Source organism: Psychromonas aquimarina ATCC BAA-1526 (genome assembly GCF_000428725.1).
GTDB lineage: Bacteria > Pseudomonadota > Gammaproteobacteria > Enterobacterales > Psychromonadaceae > Psychromonas > Psychromonas aquimarina.
The window spans coordinates 26,990-42,716 of the sequence record NZ_AUAM01000013.1; the positions used below are offsets into that span (position 1 = coordinate 26,990).

Annotated in this window: 16 protein-coding genes; 12 read left to right on the top strand and 4 right to left on the bottom strand. The window is 41.6% G+C overall.

The window, feature by feature from the left end:
• The first annotated feature begins 70 nt into the window (after positions 1-70).
• Together G337_RS0105040 and G337_RS28145 are read left to right on the top strand one after the other, a co-directional pair.
• Positions 71-637, top strand: a complete 567-nt coding sequence (locus G337_RS0105040) for a primosomal replication protein (RefSeq protein ID WP_028862908.1) — start codon at positions 71-73, stop codon at positions 635-637.
• Positions 630-800 (top strand): YbaM family protein, encoded by a 171-nt coding sequence (locus G337_RS28145; protein ID WP_084605287.1) that lies wholly within the window; start codon positions 630-632, stop codon positions 798-800. Before G337_RS0105040 ends, G337_RS28145 begins: the two co-directional genes overlap by 8 nt.
• A gap of 20 nt (positions 801-820) precedes the next feature.
• Here G337_RS28145 and yccX read toward each other — a convergent pair whose 3' ends face one another.
• Positions 821-1,093: an acylphosphatase gene (gene yccX / locus G337_RS0105050; RefSeq protein ID WP_028862909.1), complete on the bottom strand. Its 273-nt coding sequence runs from the start codon at positions 1,091-1,093 to the stop codon at positions 821-823.
• Positions 1,094-1,297: 204 nt separating this feature from the next.
• Positions 1,298-2,683: a cysteine--tRNA ligase gene (gene cysS, locus G337_RS0105055; protein ID WP_028862910.1), complete on the bottom strand. Its 1,386-nt coding sequence runs from the start codon at positions 2,681-2,683 to the stop codon at positions 1,298-1,300.
• Positions 2,684-2,812: 129 nt separating this feature from the next.
• Here cysS and G337_RS0105060 point away from each other — a divergent pair, with 129 nt between their 5' ends.
• Together G337_RS0105060 and G337_RS0105065 are read left to right on the top strand one after the other, a co-directional pair.
• Positions 2,813-3,307: a peptidylprolyl isomerase gene (locus G337_RS0105060; RefSeq protein ID WP_028862911.1), complete on the top strand. Its 495-nt coding sequence runs from the start codon at positions 2,813-2,815 to the stop codon at positions 3,305-3,307.
• A 5-nt stretch (positions 3,308-3,312) separates the two neighbouring features.
• Positions 3,313-4,056 (top strand): UDP-2,3-diacylglucosamine diphosphatase, encoded by a 744-nt coding sequence (locus tag G337_RS0105065; protein WP_028862912.1) that lies wholly within the window; start codon positions 3,313-3,315, stop codon positions 4,054-4,056.
• A gap of 352 nt (positions 4,057-4,408) precedes the next feature.
• On the opposite strand, the gene prc is transcribed toward G337_RS0105065, so the two are convergent.
• A complete protein-coding gene (prc, locus tag G337_RS0105070; RefSeq protein WP_028862913.1) occupies positions 4,409-6,403 on the bottom strand; it encodes a carboxy terminal-processing peptidase in 1,995 nt (664 codons plus the stop codon).
• Positions 6,404-6,412: 9 nt separating this feature from the next.
• Positions 6,413-7,036 carry an RNA chaperone ProQ gene (gene proQ / locus G337_RS0105075; protein ID WP_028862914.1) on the bottom strand — a complete coding sequence of 208 codons (624 nt, stop codon included), beginning with the start codon at positions 7,034-7,036 and terminating at the stop codon, positions 6,413-6,415.
• A 321-nt stretch (positions 7,037-7,357) separates the two neighbouring features.
• Between proQ and trhP the strand changes: the two genes are divergently transcribed.
• The 8 genes from trhP to G337_RS0105115 all read left to right on the top strand — a co-directional run bounded on the left by trhP (position 7,358) and on the right by G337_RS0105115 (position 15,639).
• On the top strand, positions 7,358-8,701 hold the full coding sequence (trhP, locus tag G337_RS0105080; protein ID WP_028862915.1) for a prephenate-dependent tRNA uridine(34) hydroxylase TrhP: 1,344 nt from the start codon (positions 7,358-7,360) through the stop codon (positions 8,699-8,701).
• 2 nt (positions 8,702-8,703) lie between these two features.
• Positions 8,704-8,952 (top strand): YfhL family 4Fe-4S dicluster ferredoxin, encoded by a 249-nt coding sequence (locus tag G337_RS0105085; protein ID WP_028862916.1) that lies wholly within the window; start codon positions 8,704-8,706, stop codon positions 8,950-8,952.
• A gap of 5 nt (positions 8,953-8,957) precedes the next feature.
• A complete protein-coding gene (locus G337_RS25660) occupies positions 8,958-10,313 on the top strand; it encodes an MATE family efflux transporter (protein ID WP_037027103.1) in 1,356 nt (451 codons plus the stop codon).
• An 89-nt stretch (positions 10,314-10,402) separates the two neighbouring features.
• Positions 10,403-12,007, top strand: coding sequence for an ABC transporter substrate-binding protein (locus G337_RS0105095; protein WP_028862917.1), 1,605 nt, complete (start codon positions 10,403-10,405; stop codon positions 12,005-12,007).
• A gap of 1 nt (position 12,008) precedes the next feature.
• Positions 12,009-12,971, top strand: a complete 963-nt coding sequence (locus G337_RS0105100; RefSeq protein WP_028862918.1) for an ABC transporter permease subunit — start codon at positions 12,009-12,011, stop codon at positions 12,969-12,971.
• The gene (locus G337_RS0105105) at positions 12,958-13,848 is read left to right on the top strand and encodes an ABC transporter permease subunit (RefSeq protein ID WP_028862919.1); all 891 of its coding nucleotides are present in this window, start codon (positions 12,958-12,960) and stop codon (positions 13,846-13,848) included. The genes G337_RS0105100 and G337_RS0105105 overlap by 14 nt, the downstream gene beginning before the upstream one ends.
• Positions 13,848-14,879 carry an oligopeptide/dipeptide ABC transporter ATP-binding protein gene (locus G337_RS0105110; RefSeq protein WP_028862920.1) on the top strand — a complete coding sequence of 344 codons (1,032 nt, stop codon included), beginning with the start codon at positions 13,848-13,850 and terminating at the stop codon, positions 14,877-14,879. Before G337_RS0105105 ends, G337_RS0105110 begins: the two co-directional genes overlap by 1 nt.
• Positions 14,854-15,639 carry an ATP-binding cassette domain-containing protein gene (locus G337_RS0105115; RefSeq protein WP_028862921.1) on the top strand — a complete coding sequence of 262 codons (786 nt, stop codon included), beginning with the start codon at positions 14,854-14,856 and terminating at the stop codon, positions 15,637-15,639. The genes G337_RS0105110 and G337_RS0105115 overlap by 26 nt, the downstream gene beginning before the upstream one ends.
• Positions 15,640-15,727: the final 88 nt, after the last annotated feature.

Consider the following 15,727-nt stretch of genomic DNA (forward strand, 5'->3'; position numbering starts at 1 on the left):
TTTTATTTGACCCGAACAGTATTTTCATATCAATTGTAGTTATCACGGCACTTAATTTAGGATATAAGAGATGGCTGAGTTAAGTTCAATCAACTTTCCGCTGCAGCAGTTACAAGAACAGTTAACTGATTTAAGCAGCCGCTGCACTAAACTGGATGCAGTTATTCAACAAACAGAAAACAGATGCTTCGTCTTTGAAGTTCACCTGTTTGGCAAACGCTGTCTGACCCTGTGCGGTTATATTGAGCAGATAAACAATACATTTTCTTCATTAGAGAATGCTGTCTGCAAAAATCGTCCGGAAATACTGATTAAACATGAATGCGAACAGTTTATTGCTCAGTACCATGCGCTGCAGCAGCTGGTGCAGGGGCTGGAAAAAGGTGAAGCTGAACTGCTCTATAAATCCTATTCTTCTCCAAAAGAGAAGATTTACCAGCAGCTTCAGAAACAAGCGCAGTATGAACACAGGCTGCTGAATATGATTGCCGAACAGGAAGAGCTGCTGATAACCAGCAGTTATGCACAAAAAGCCTATATCAAAGAAAAAATCGAAGCATTAAAAATTCGCTATCAAAAATGTAATGCATTCACCCAGAAATTAGAATTCCAGTTAGAAGAGATTAGTGATGAGTAAAGAAAACCATAACAAAAGCAGTCTGGCAGATGCGCCGAAATCAGTGCAGCTGGCTGTTGATTTAATCCAGCTGCTAGAAGAAAACCAGATCGAAACGGATACTGCCGTTGAAGCCCTGAGTATTGCTTTAAATGATTTTAAACAAAAAGCGGCACGTGAATAAACACCGCCTTATATAATACGTCACAGGCATAAAAACTCTTCTTTATGCCTGTACGGTATTTCATTCACCTTGAGTTCATCGACTCGTGCAGTTTTCGGCCCGTTCTCCAGCCACAGGAGCATCTTATCTATTTTTTCCCTGTCGCCGAACATTAATACCTCTACTTCGCCGCCGTATAAGTTCTTGGCGTGTCCGACCAGTCCATATTTACAGGCCTCTCTGCAGGTAAAATAACGAAAACCAACGCCTTGAACCATACCAGACACCATCACTTTACAGCCGATATTTTCCATAATTTCTCCTAATCATCACTCCGTTATTGTACAGCTTAAGTTTAGAAGTAATTGTGAATAAGATTAAAAATAAGAGCAGCACTGTTTAATGTTGTGACGTGTAACTCAGCAGAACAAAACAGAGGTACAGGCTGTAAGCAGGAAATGAATTTAAAAGAGGAAGCAGCCGGCACTTGATGAATCAAGTGCCGGCTGTGGCGGAGTTTACTGTTTACGCCAGGTGGTACCGTTCGGACCGTCTTCCAGCACTATTTTTAACTCGGCAAGTTTATCACGAGCCTGATCGGCAGATGCCCAGTCTTTATTTGCACGCGCATCATTACGCTGTTTGATTAATGCTTCAATCATAACAACTTCATCATCACTTTCACCGCCCTGCAGGAACTGCTCCGGAGTCTGATTTAATAAGCCTAAAACATTAGCCAGTTTAACCAGTAGATAAGCGAGTCCCGCAGCCTGTTCACTATCGCTTCCTTTAACCCGGTTTATCTCTTTTACAAGGTCAAAAAGCACCGCTAACGCTTCCGGTGTATTAAAGTCATCATCCATTGCATGACAGAACTTAATATAATGACTGTCGTTTTTATCAAGCTCTGTAACTGCTGAAATATCCACATCGCGAATACAGGTATATAAACGTTCTAAACTAGCGCGCGCCTGCTTAAGATTGTCTTCAGAGTAATTAAGCTGACTGCGGTAGTGCCCTGAAATCAGGAAGTAACGCACTGATTCACTGTCGTAAACCTCTAAAACATCTTTAATAGTAAAGAAATTGTTTAATGATTTAGACATTTTTACTTTATCAACCTGCACCATACCTGAATGCATCCAGGTATTGACATACTGGCCGTGGTGCGCACAACAGGACTGAGCAATTTCATTTTCATGATGCGGGAAAGAAAGATCCGAGCCGCCGCCGTGAATATCAAATACTTCACCGAGATGCTTATTATTCATTGCAGAACATTCAATATGCCAGCCGGGACGACCGTCTCCCCATGGCGACTGCCAGAACGGTTCGCCGGCTTTCGACATTTTCCACAGTACAAAATCCAGCGGGTTATGTTTGCTGTCTTCTACTTCAACACGCGAACCAGCCTGAAGCATTTCCAGGTTCTGGCCGCTAAGCTGGCCATACTCAGAAAAACTTTCAACCGAGAAAAGAACATCACCATTATCGGCAACATATGCATGCTCTTTGCTGATCAGTTTTTCTATCATGCTGATAACTTCAGGCATATGATCAGTAACCCGAGGTTCAAGGTCCGGGCGTTCCATAAACAGGGCGTCAAAATCCTGGTGCATTGCTTTAGTAAAACGCTCAGTCAGCTGATCACAGCTTTCATTATTTTCAGCAGCGCGCTTGATAATTTTATCATCAACGTCGGTAATATTACGGATGAAATTAAGATCGTAACCGCTGAAACGGAAATAACGGGCAACGGTATCAAAAGCTACAAATGTTCTTGCATGTCCAATATGACAATAATCATAGATAGTCACACCACACACATACATGCCGACCTTTCCAGGAATAAGCGGTTTGAATTGTTCTTTTTGTCGTGTCAGTGTGTTGTAAATTTTTAACATGCAGCTTCCAGTCTAATTACGGATAAAAAACGTATTCTAACCTGACCTTGTGACAAATTCATCCTTTGTGTTTAATGAATTAATATGTTCAGGTATGATAGCGTTTTTTTACAGATACAGGATCTGAAAATGATTACTTTACATACAAACTTTGGCGATATTAAGCTTGATTTAAACGAAGAAAAAGCACCTAAAACAGTTGCCAACTTTATTAAATATGCAGAATCAGGTCATTATGACAATACAATCTTCCACCGTGTAATTGACGGTTTTATGGTTCAAGGCGGCGGTTTTGCACCCGGCATGGAAGAAAAAGACACTAATAAACCAGTTAAAAATGAAGCAAACAACGGCCTGTCAAATAAAAAATATACAGTTGCAATGGCGCGTACTATGGAACCGCATTCTGCATCGGCTCAGTTTTTCATCAACATCAACGACAATAAATTCTTAGACTTCAAATCAGAAACAACTGACGGATGGGGTTACTGTGTATTTGGTGAAGTGGTTGAAGGCACAGAGGTTGTTGATAAAATCAAAGGTGTTGCAACAGGTAACTTCGGTTTTGTACACCAGGATGTACCGCTTGAAGATGTAGTTATCGAAAGTGTAACGGTAGCATAACTTCTATGAGAACACTCTTCATCGCCGATCTGCACCTTAGTGAACATCAGCCAAAAGTAACAGATGCATTTTTTTCATTTTTAAACAGTGAAACAGAAAACGTTGATGCGCTTTATCTTCTCGGGGATCTGTTTGAGGTATGGATTGGTGATGATGAGCATACTCCACTGATGGACGAGGCCGCGGCCCGCCTGTCAGCTTATGCTCAAAGCAATAATATCAAGCTCTATTATATTCACGGCAACCGTGATTTTATGATTGGTAAAAGATATGCAGCACAGGCGTCCATGACCCTGCTGCCTGAACACACAACAATCACTTTAGACGGTGAAAATGTGCTGATTATGCATGGTGATACACTTTGTTTAGCTGACAAAAACTACCAGAAAATGCGCGCAGTTATTCATAATCCGTTTTTACAACTTATTTTTAATCTGCTTCCCCTGTCTCTGCGTAAAAAAATCGGCTGGAAGATCCGTACCGCCAGTCAGTCTAAAAAAGTATATAAAAACAGAGAGATGATGGGAGTTACCCAGGCGGAAGTATTACGTCTGATGAAAAAACATGATAGTCAGACCCTGATTCACGGCCATACACACCAGGCTGCTGAGCACAATTTTCTGCTTGCAGATAAAGCGGCCAGACGTTTTGATGTGGGAGACTGGTCGAAAAATTTAAGTTTTGTTGAAGCAGAACAAAGGCAGATAACCTTAGTCAGCCGCCCTATTGATTACTACGCTCAATTATAAAATCACGCCGTAAAAAAGTTCAGCCGCCTTGTTTTTAGTTTTTACGGCGGAAGATCTGCAGCCGTATACTGTGGATATTAATCACTGGCATGCCGGGCCGCAATACTCATAACATTATAACCGCATAGTGCAGAAAATTAGCCGTTACAACCACCTTGCTGTTCCCCTTCAGCACCTTTAAACTCTGCTAGAAACTCTCTTCAAACAGTTCCAGCCGGGGCGGATATGCTAGTTCTGCAAATCGGCATCAACATTTTCAAGATACCTGGCTAAACATGAGCGGTTCTCAATTTGCAGCAGACATAAAAAAGGCCGGCTAGCAGCCGACCTTAATAAAATACGGGAAAACGGATTATAGTTTAGCGTAGTCCAGAGTAATGGCGGCGGCTTCAATTAAAAAGGCATCAATAGGCTCAAAATCATCGGGTAAATCATTAATTGATTTAACCGGCGGTAAACCCGCGCGTTTTAAGCGTTCGTTATTACGCTCTAATAAAAGAAGTTCTTTCTCTTCACGTAGTTGAACCCGCTCGCTTTCAACAAGAGAGATACTGGTCATATCCTTTTCTTTACGATATTCCTTAATATCTTCAAGCAGGTAGCTGAACTCTACTTCGCCTTTAATACGTTTTTCATGCTTTTTAGCAAGTTTATTAATATCAGACTGTAAATCTCCGACCGGTTTATAAGCAGCTGATCTGATGTTATCCCAAGGTAAAGCATTTTTCTCTAAACTCTCACCTGTATCTTTACTGTCAACTGCAGTTGGAAATAGAATGTCCGGTATTACACCTTTATTCTGCGTACTGCCGCCGTTAACCCGGTAAAATTTTGAAAGAGTATATTTAACAGAGCCGATTTTCTCTTTGTCTTTATCATAAAAACGCGAGACTCCGCCATGCTGCTGCACAGTACCTTTACCGAAACTCTGTTCGCCGATCACAACCGCACGACCGTAATCCTGCAGAGCCGCTGCAAATATTTCAGAAGCCGAGGCACTGTAACGGTTAATTAATACTGTTAACGGGCCGTCGTAGCTTACTGATTTATTTTCATCTTCATGAACATAAATATTATTCAAGTTATCTCGTACCTGTACAACAGGTCCGGACGGAATAAACAAACCGGTTAACCAGGTTGCTTCTTTTAATGCACCGCCGCCGTTATTACGCAGATCAATAACAATACCTTCAACATCCTGTTTAATTAATGAAGCGATACCTTTTTCAACATCTTCTGTTAACTTGATATAAAAACTGGGAATAGTAATAACCCCGACTTTTTTATTGTCTATCTCTTCAACGGTAAATTTAGCCTCACGATCTTCGAGATGAATCTCTTCACGAACAATTTCAACAACCCGGTTTTTAACATCTGCTTTACCAGATAATATCTGCAGCTGTACTTTTGTGCCTTTCGGGCCTTTGATCAAGTCAACAATATCATCCAGGCGCCATCCGATAATATCAATAAGCTGCTCACCGTCTTGACCGACAGCAATGATTTTATCTTCTTTAAAAACCTGTTTAGAGCGATCGGCAGGACCGCCGGGTACCAGACTGCGGATCACAGTGTAGTCGTCTTCAAGCTGCAGAACTGCGCCGATCCCTTCTAATGACAGGCTCATTTCTGTTTTAAAACGCTCTGTATTTCTTGGAGATAAATAATTGGTATGGGGCTCGATTGTTTGTGCGTAAGCATTCATAAAGCTTTGGAATACATCTTCACTTTCTGTCTGAGTTAAACGTTTAAGCATATTGCGGTAACGTTTATTAAGCAGCTCTTTAATCTTGTCCCATTCCTCACCGCCTAATTTTAATGCTAATGCATCTGATTTTACTTTCTGCTGCCAGAGCTTATCAATCTCAGCCGAATCCTTAGCCCAGTCACTTTCGCTGCGGTCAAACTGGTATTCATCTTTTACATCAAATTTAATTTCATCCTTTAACAGCGATAAAGCATAGTTGTAACGCTCAAAACGGCGCTTAAGATTTAACTGGTAAATTGTGTAGGCAGGAGATAACTGACCGGATTTCAAACTGTCGTCAAGTGAGAACTGATAAGTTTTTAATTTATCAATATCACTGCGCAGAAAGATCTGTTTATTGTAATCAAGCTGTTCGATATAACGATCAAATACTTTCTGAGAAAGTGCATCATCAAGGGGAATAAATTTATAATGTGAGCGACTGAATAAGTCACTCACTCTTTTCGCCACCTTTGCATGCTGCTCCTGCTGCTGCAGCTGCGGAATATCTTTTATATCGAAACTAACAGGAAGTGCATAAGCGGCTCCGATAAACAGGGAGCAGGCTATAAACAGCGTATGGCGAAAAAATTTATTCATTATTTACCTTTATACAATTAGATGTTTTGCTTTAACTTTTACCGTCATTCCAGAATCAAGTTGAACCTGAACATCATCTTTAAGTATCTCAACAACAACACCAGATACCGGAGACTTACCTAATAAGACCCTAACTGACTGTTTAAGTTTCAATTCAGAGTGAGTTGCTTCTTTAAAATTACTTAAATCTTCAACTTTCTGCTCTTTAACCGGTGCTTTTTTGGCACGAGTCGGCACATTAACTTTTTTAGGAGCACGTTTCGGCGCTGCGTCTGCGGCTGCTTTTTTCTTATTGGCAAAAGCTTTATCTTTGCTCTCTTTCAGCGTTTTTAAAGCATGCTCTGCATGTTCTGCAGAAACTTCTTCACCTTCCGCGCCGTCAAGATCAACACGTTTAACAGCCTGTTTAATGCTGTGCAGGTAACGCCAGCTAAGTGTGTATTGACGTAGTGCCCCCCGCAGCTGAGTTTTACTGACGCGCGGCTCATTTTCTAAACGCGAAGCCAGCTCTTGAAATATTCCAATTTTTAATGGTTTAGCTTCATTACTAGCAGCTGTAAAACATAAAGGAAACTGTTCAGTTAGAAAGTTAATAATCTGTTTGTTGTTAGTAAATTTTTCTGTGTTTTCCATGTAAAACCTATATTAAAGCCAGTAGCCTGACGGTAAAAAACGACCAAACGGGTCATTTAAAATAAAAAATATTGCCATATTATAGTGATGCGCTAATGAAATGTGAAACTTAATTTGAGTTTCCCTACTATTTTCGCGAGCTTGGCAGTCTGTTTGCTCTATATATAGGCGATTTTAAACACTTTAAACTAGCCCTGAAAAACAGCACTCACAGGACTACCACTTTGTTATAAAAGCGGGTAGAATCCAACGCCCTGCAATACCTACAGAGCCAGACAACTGGTTTTATATTGCCCTGACTTGATATCAGAAGAGAATAAAATGACTCCAGAACTACTTTCACCAGCCGGTACACTTAAAAATATGCGTTACGCATTTGCCTACGGCGCAGATGCAGTTTACGCAGGTCAGCCTCGTTACTCACTGCGGGTACGTAATAATGAATTTAATCTTGAAAAGCTGAAAATCGGTATTGATGAAGCTCACTCCCAAGGTAAAAAACTTTATGTGGTATGTAATATCCAGCCTCATAATTCAAAATTAAAAACATTTATCCGCGATATGCAGCCTGTTGTTGATCTGAAACCCGATGCGCTGATTATGTCGGACCCTGGTTTGATTATGATGGTTCGTGAAGCTTTTCCTGATATGCCGGTACATCTTAGTGTTCAGGCTAATGCCGTTAACTGGGCAAGTGTAAAATTCTGGGAAAAACAGGGTATTGAGCGTGTGATACTGTCACGTGAGTTATCTTTAGATGAAATCGAAGATATTCGTCAGCACTGCCCTGACATTGAAATAGAAGTATTTGTTCACGGTGCATTATGCATGGCTTATTCCGGCCGCTGCTTATTGTCCGGTTACATTAACAAACGTGATCCTAACCAGGGCACCTGCACTAACTCATGCCGCTGGAAATATGACGCACATGAAGCCAAAGAAAATGAAACGGGTGATATAGTTGCTGTTCAACGCCCGGATTCAACCCTGGGTCAAGGAAAACCCACTGACCAGATGTTCCTGTTACAGGAAGAGGGACGCCCGAACGAATATATGCCGGCTTTTGAAGATGAGCACGGTACCTATATTATGAATTCAAAAGATCTGCGTGCTGTCCAGCATGTAGAGCGTTTATTAAAAATAGGTGTACAGTCACTTAAGATTGAAGGCCGTACCAAAAGTTTTTATTACTGCGCACGTACTGCTCAGGTTTATCGTAAAGCGATGGATGATGCCATTGCCGGACGCCCTTTTGATCCGAAACTGATGAGCACCTTAGAAAATCTGGCACATCGCGGTTATACTGAAGGTTTCTTAAGCCGTCATACACATGATGAATACCAGAATTATGATTACGGTTATTCAATCAGTGATACGCAGCAGTTTGTCGGCGAAATGACCGGCAGAAATGAAAACGGCCTGGCTGAAGTTACCGTTAAAAATAAATTTTTAGTCGGTGATAAACTTGAGTTAATGACCCCGCAGGGTAACCTGAATTTTACCTTAGAGCAGCTGCAGACACGTAAAGGCGAACTTGTCGATGTTGCACCGGGTTCCGGCCATGTTCTTTATATGCCGGTACCGAAAGAGATAGACCTTAACCATGGTTTATTAATGCGTAACCTGAATTCAGGTGCTAATACACGTAACCCGCACAGTAAATAAATATGGCATTATTAATTAAAGACAACTGCATCAATTGTGATATGTGTGATCCGGAATGCCCGAATGAAGCGATCACCTTTGGTGCTGAAATATACGAAATTGATCCGGCGAAGTGCACCGAATGTGTCGGTTATTATGAAAGACCAACCTGCATAGATGTCTGCCCGATCAACTGTATTATTGTTGATCCTGCCCATGTTGAAAGTGAAGCGCAGTTATTAGACAAATTCGCTGAACTGCACAGCAGCTGAATAGTTTGACACAAGCAAAATTTTTACAGGGTTCAATACTTAACCATGTAATGACCATGTCAGCGACTAATGCCCTGGGCATTAGTGCGCTGTTTATGGTTGATCTGGCCGATATCTACTTTATCAGTTTATTGGGCAGCTCTTCATTAACCGCGGCTATTGGTTATGCCAGCGCCATTCTTTTTTTTACCACCGCAGTCTGTATCGGTCTGGTTACTGTTAACAGCGCCAGAGTGTCAAAATCGATCGGGCAGCACAATAGAGGCCAGGCCCGCCGCCAGGTCAGCTGTATATCTTTATATGCAGTTATCTTCACAAGTTTTATCGCCCTGTTATTCTGGCTGTCTGCGCCTGAGCTGTTAACGGCGCTCGGTGCTCAGGGAGAGGAGCATAGGGAAGCGGCACTTTACCTGAGAATTATCTTACCCTCCCTGCCGATTTTAGCCTTAGCGATGCAGATGGGGGCAACCCTGCGTAGTTTAGGTGATGCTAAACACGCCATGTATGCCACTTTAGGCGGCGGTATTATTAACGCCCTGCTCGACCCTGTTCTTATCTTTGTTTTTAAATTAGATCTGCAGGGGGCGGCCATTGCATCCGTTGCGGCCCGCTGTACGGTACTGGCAGTTGGTTTCTATTTTGTATTCTTCAAATATTCGATGCTGACGCGTTTCAGTTTTTCTGATTTCTTCCCGGATATAAAAATAATTTCAAATATTGCCTTTCCAGCTATGTTAACTCAAATTGCCACCCCTTTAGGCAACTTATACGTTACCTATGAAGTGGCAAAGTTCGGCACTGAATATATCGCCGGCTGGGCGATTATCGGACGTTTGATTCCCGTTGCATTTGCTATGATGTTTGCACTTTCCGGTGCGGTCGGCCCTATTATCGGCCAGAATTACGGCGCTTTACAATTTTCCCGGGTTAGAGAAGTTTTAAATCAGTCGATTAAATTCATTATCAGCTACACCCTGGTGATCTCCCTTATACTGTCTATGGGTCAGGATATTGTGGTAAATATATTCAATGCTGAAAATCAGACCGCTGAGATTATAAGAATTTTTTGTCAGTACATCGCAGTCACCTTCATTTTTAACGGCATTACCTTTGTGGCAATGGCATTTTTAAACAACCTGGGTTATGCAAAATATTCAACAATACTCAATATAGGCAAAGTGACCTTCGGCACAATTCCATTTGTCACCATCGGCGCACTCTATTATGATGCGCCGGGAATTTTATACGGTCAGGCCGCCGGCAGTATTGTTTTCGGCATCATAGGGTTATTATTAACCCGCAAAGTGATGAATATCGTTGAAAAACAGCATATGAATAGCGATCCAGGTCCGCTTTCTTGATCTGTATTATGAATAAGCCTCTGAAATATTGGTCTAATATCAAGTGATAACTTACTTGTCACGCTAGCTAATGGAATAAGTGATTAACCATGCGTATTATATTTGTTTTTACCGTCGCACTGCTGTTAGGCGGCTGCTACCAGAATGAATCTGGTCTTAGCGACACTTTACTGTACTGCACTGAAAACAGTCCGCAGTCTTTTAATCCGCAGATCAGCCATGATGTTTCAACTTTGGATGCGACAACGCATCAGCTGTATAATCGTTTAATTAAAATCGATCCGACCAGTAACCGCTTTATACCCGATCTGGCAACCCACTGGCTGGAAAGCGAAGACAAACTAAGTTATACCTTTTTTCTACGCAGAAATGTCAGTTTTCACCAGACAGATTACTTCTCTCCTAAGCGTTATTTTAACGCCGATGACGTTATCTTCAGTTTTAACAGAATGCTTAATAAGAATCATCCTTTTCACTCTGTTAACCGCGTTTCAGACACCTTCTTTTTTAATCATCCGTTTACCAATCTGGTATCCGATATTATAAAAGTTGATCAATACACGGTAAAATTTGTATTAAACAGCCCGGATGCAACATTATTAGCAAATTTAGCCGCTCACTATGCCGTAATTCATTCACAGGAATATGCGCAGAGTCTGCTGTCCAGAGGGCATCCGGAAAAAATAGATTTTTATCCTATAGGTACCGGCCCGTACAAATTTAAAAACTTCCAGTCATCGCGGGTGACACGCTATCTTGCCCATGATCTTTACTGGGGAGAAAAGGCCGCAGTAAAAAAACTTATTTATGACGTAACACCAAACAATACCAAACGTTATACAAAATTACTTTCGGGGGAATGTGACGTTATTACCTACCCGGCGGCAAGTCAGTTAAGTAAAATCAGTAAAAACACCGATGTAGTGATCAGCAGTCAGCCGACCGCCAACATTGCATTATGGTCTTTTAACACAAGCAGAGAGCCCTTTGACCAGGTTGAGGTACGTCAGGCATTAAGTCATGCAGTCGACCAGAAAACCATTGTTGATGCCGTGTTCTTTGAAAGTGCCAGTGCTACCGATACCCTGCTGGCCAAACGGTCATGGGCATTTAATCCAAGATCGACTCATATTAACTACCAGCCGGATGACTCCCTGCTCTCATTAAAACAGAGGGGTTATGATTTTACTAAAAAACTAACTATCCTGACCCCCTCGGATAATTCGGTTTTCAATCCTAATTTCCATAAGACAGCTGAGTTGATTCAAGCTAATCTGTTTGATATCGGAATCGACAGCGAAATAATTTCCCTGACCCATGCTGAGCTGGAAAAACGTCTTCTTTCAGGTGATTACGATACCTATGTGACGGGTATTAATATTCATATCAATGATCCTGATAATTTATTCAGGCCCCTGCTTAGTTGTGATTCTACTGTGTTAGAAGGTAACTCCAGCCGCTGGTGCAGTGCTCAAGTACAAGAATTATTAGACTCGACACTGATAGAGCCGAGTTTTATAAAGCGCGTCAGGAATTATTACGAACTTCAGAAAATAATTCAGGAGCAGCGTCCCTATTTTCCAATCGCTCACGTACTGCGCATGGATGCATTCAACAAAAATATCTCAGGTTTATTAGTTAATCCGTTAACTGGTATTAATTTTCAAAATGTCCGAAAAATAGAAGCCCGGTAATATGCTTAAATATCTGTTTAGACGCCTTAATTTACTTATTATTACTGCGTTTATCTTAACCATAATCGCATTTATGCTGCAGCACTGGTCCAGCGGCAGTATAGATAATCGTAATTACTTTCTGCAGTACATCGATTATATGGCCAATATATTTCAGGGCCGGTGGGGAATCTCGTCAATAGACCAGCGCTCACTGCTGAATAAAGGTCTAACTGCTTTTGCTTCAACACTGGAGCTGTGTTTTGTTGCCTGTATTACATCAATCATTGTGGCGTTTCCATTAGGCATACTTGCAGGTCTCAAGCGCAACGGGTTTATTGATTATACAATAATGACAATTGCACTGATCGGCCTGGCTATTCCGGTTTTCTGGCTGGCGATAATTATGACTATGCTGCCTAATGCTGTCGGCATCAGCCTGCCTGTCGACGGCAATATCAGCCCGGTTTTTGAAGTTCCGGTTATTTCCGGTTTTGTATTAATTGACAGTCTGCTGGCTGCCGATCAATATCAGATGCGTGCCTTTGCTGATCGTGCCGCCCACCTGATACTGCCTGCTGTTGTTTTGTCATTTTTCTTAATCACAGAGATCATCCGGCTGACACGCCATGCAATCACTATGATAATGAGAAGTAATTATATAAAAGCGGCTTACGCAAAAGGACTGGCGACTAAACAAATTGTCTTACGACATGTTCTGAAAAATGCATTACCGCCCATTATTCATCAGATCCGCCTGCAGCTAAGCACCATTATCTCTTTTGCCATGACCATAGAAATTGTCTTTTCATCCGACGGTGCAGGAGTCTGGTTATTAACAAGCATTCAAGAAGGCGACTACCTTGCCCTGCCTGCTGCTGTGCTTATTATTTCCGGTTTTATTCTGTTATCGAGCATTTTAATCGATATTTTACTGATGATTATTTCGCCAACTAAACGGAAAGCTTTATATGCTGATCAATAACGAATTCAATGAAGATAAAATCCAGTCGCCTCTGCAGTATACCTGGGCTATTTTCAAGAACAAAAGCGCGGCGATTGTTTCTATGTGGGGAGTAATTACCCTTATATTTTTTGCTCTGTTTGCAGAGTTAATTGTTACCCATGAACCGTCAACACAATATGCACAAAACCTTTTATTACCGCCTTACTGGCTTGAAGGCGGCAGCACAGATCATATTTTAGGAACCGATGATCTGGGGCGGGACACATTAGCTCGTTTGATTCAAGGTCTGCAGCTGACCCTCGGCGGGGGCATATTAATCACTTTCATGATTTCGTTAATAGGTTCACTGATCGGTGCCACAGCAGTATTAACCAAAGGTTTAAAAGCCAGTATTCTACATCACCTGCTCGATGCCCTGCTTACTATCCCGACCCTGCTGACTGCGCTTATTCTTATTGTTCTGTTCGGCCCGAGTTATGAAAACTGTTTACTTGCCGTTTCCTTGTCGCTGCTGCCGCAGTTTATACGCGGTATCTATATTGCTATCGAAAATGAACTCAGCAAACAATACATAATAGCACTGCAGCTTGACGGAGCGACCAATACCCGGCTGCTGCGTTTCGGTATTTTCCCTAATATTATTGAACCTATGGTAACTCTGTTAAATCGAATTTTTACCATGGCAATCCTGGAAATTGCGACATTAGGGTTCTTAGGTTTCGGTACCCAGCTGCCCGACGTTGAACTGGGCTCATTAATCGCCAGCAGCATAGACCTTATCTATCTGTCTCCCTGGCTGGTGTTTTTTCCTGGTATTGCAATCTTTCTGATCATTATCATATTTAACGTTTTTTCCGAAGGTCTCCGCCACTCTGTTATTGAAGGGGAAGAATAATGGCGCTGCTTGATATTCGTAATCTAAGTATTGATATTACAACTGCGCAGGGAAAAGTACGCGTTATCGATAAAGCTTCATTAACTATCGTAGACGGCACAATCCATGGTTTAGTAGGAGAGTCGGGCTCCGGCAAAAGTATTATAGCTAAAGCTATTTTAGGACTGCACAACCCAAGCTGGACAGTGACCGCCGACCGTATGTTTTTAGGTAGTACTGATTTAAGCAAACTATCCTCGCCGGAGCGCAGAAAAATTATGGGTAAAGAGATAGCCATGATTTTTCAGCATCCCAGATCTTACTTAGATCCAAGCCGTAAGATACTGTCACAGATTAAAGAGGTGCTGCCGCATTCTTCGTTAAAATCGCGATTTATAAACATAGTAAAACCAACTAAAAAACAATCCGTTATGCGCCGGATTTATGAGCTGCTGCACAAAGTGGGCATTCAAAATGACAAGGCTGTACTGGACAGTTACCCGCATGAACTGTCTGAAGGTGTCTGCCAGAAAATAATGATCGCCATGGCGGTTGCCAACAGCCCGAGACTGATTATTGCTGATGAACCGACCAATGCAATGGAAGCTGTTACTCAGGCGCAGATATTCCGTCTGCTGTATAAACTAAATCAGCTGCACAATACTGCCATTTTATTATTAAGTAATAATTTCGGCAGTATTAGTGATTTATCGGACTATATCACTCTGGTTTACTGCGGCCAGACTGTCGAATCCGGCAGCTATAAACAGGTGATGGAAAGTCCGATGCACCCCTATACCGAGACAATGATCAAAACAATCCTGAACTTTGACGAGTCAATTGATCATAAAAGCCAGTTATATACATTACCCGGTAATATTCCGTCAGCCAATCAACTGCCGATCGGCTGCCGTTTAGGCCCCCGCTGTCCGCGAGCACAACGAAACTGTGTACAAAACCCGGATGCAGTAAACTACAAAGGTCATATTATCCGCTGTCACTTTCCAACTTTAGATGAAACTAAACATGCAAACACTTCTCAACGTAAGTAATTTATGTAAAAACTACAAACGCAGTGCGCGGTTTTCATCTACAGGTTTCCGCAAGACACTCGGCCCGCTTAATTTCACTTTAGAACGGGGAAAAACTCTGGCGCTTGTCGGCGAAAGTGGTGCAGGAAAAAGTACGCTGGTACAGATTATTGCCGGATTAATTAAACCCAGCTCAGGCGAAATTTATGTAAAAGACAAACCGCTGTCGACTTTTTCACAGCAGGAAAGGTGTACATCAATTCGTATGATATTTCAGGATCCGAGCAGCTCACTTAATCCTAAAGCCACCATAGGCAGGATACTGGCGGCGCCGCTGGAACTGAATACGCCTTTAACAATGGAACAACGTAGAAGGCAGATTTTAAATACATTAAATCTGGTTGGATTATTACCCGATTACCTGGATTTTTATCCGAATATGTTATCCAGCATACAGCAGCATCAGGTTGCCATTGCACGCGCACTGATTTTAAAACCGGACATCATAATTGCCGATGAAATTTTAGCAAGCTTAGATATTTCCCTGCGTTTTAAAATAGTTAACCTATTATTAAATATACAGGAAAAGATCGGCGTGAGTTATATTTTCGTTGCTCATAATATGAATTTAGTACGGCATATGAGCGACCAGATTGTTGTTATGGAAGACGGCATGATCGTTGAGAATAACAGTACCGAAAAAATCTATAATTTTCCTCAGTCAGCTGTTACCAAACAGCTTTTGCAGAGCCATCAGCCGCATTACAGAAAAGAGCGCTAATACATTGTATTTAATTACTAAAAAAAAGGTTTTGTTACTATGATGTAAGATATTCAGATAAAAAAACGTTATGATTAGCTTAATAAAG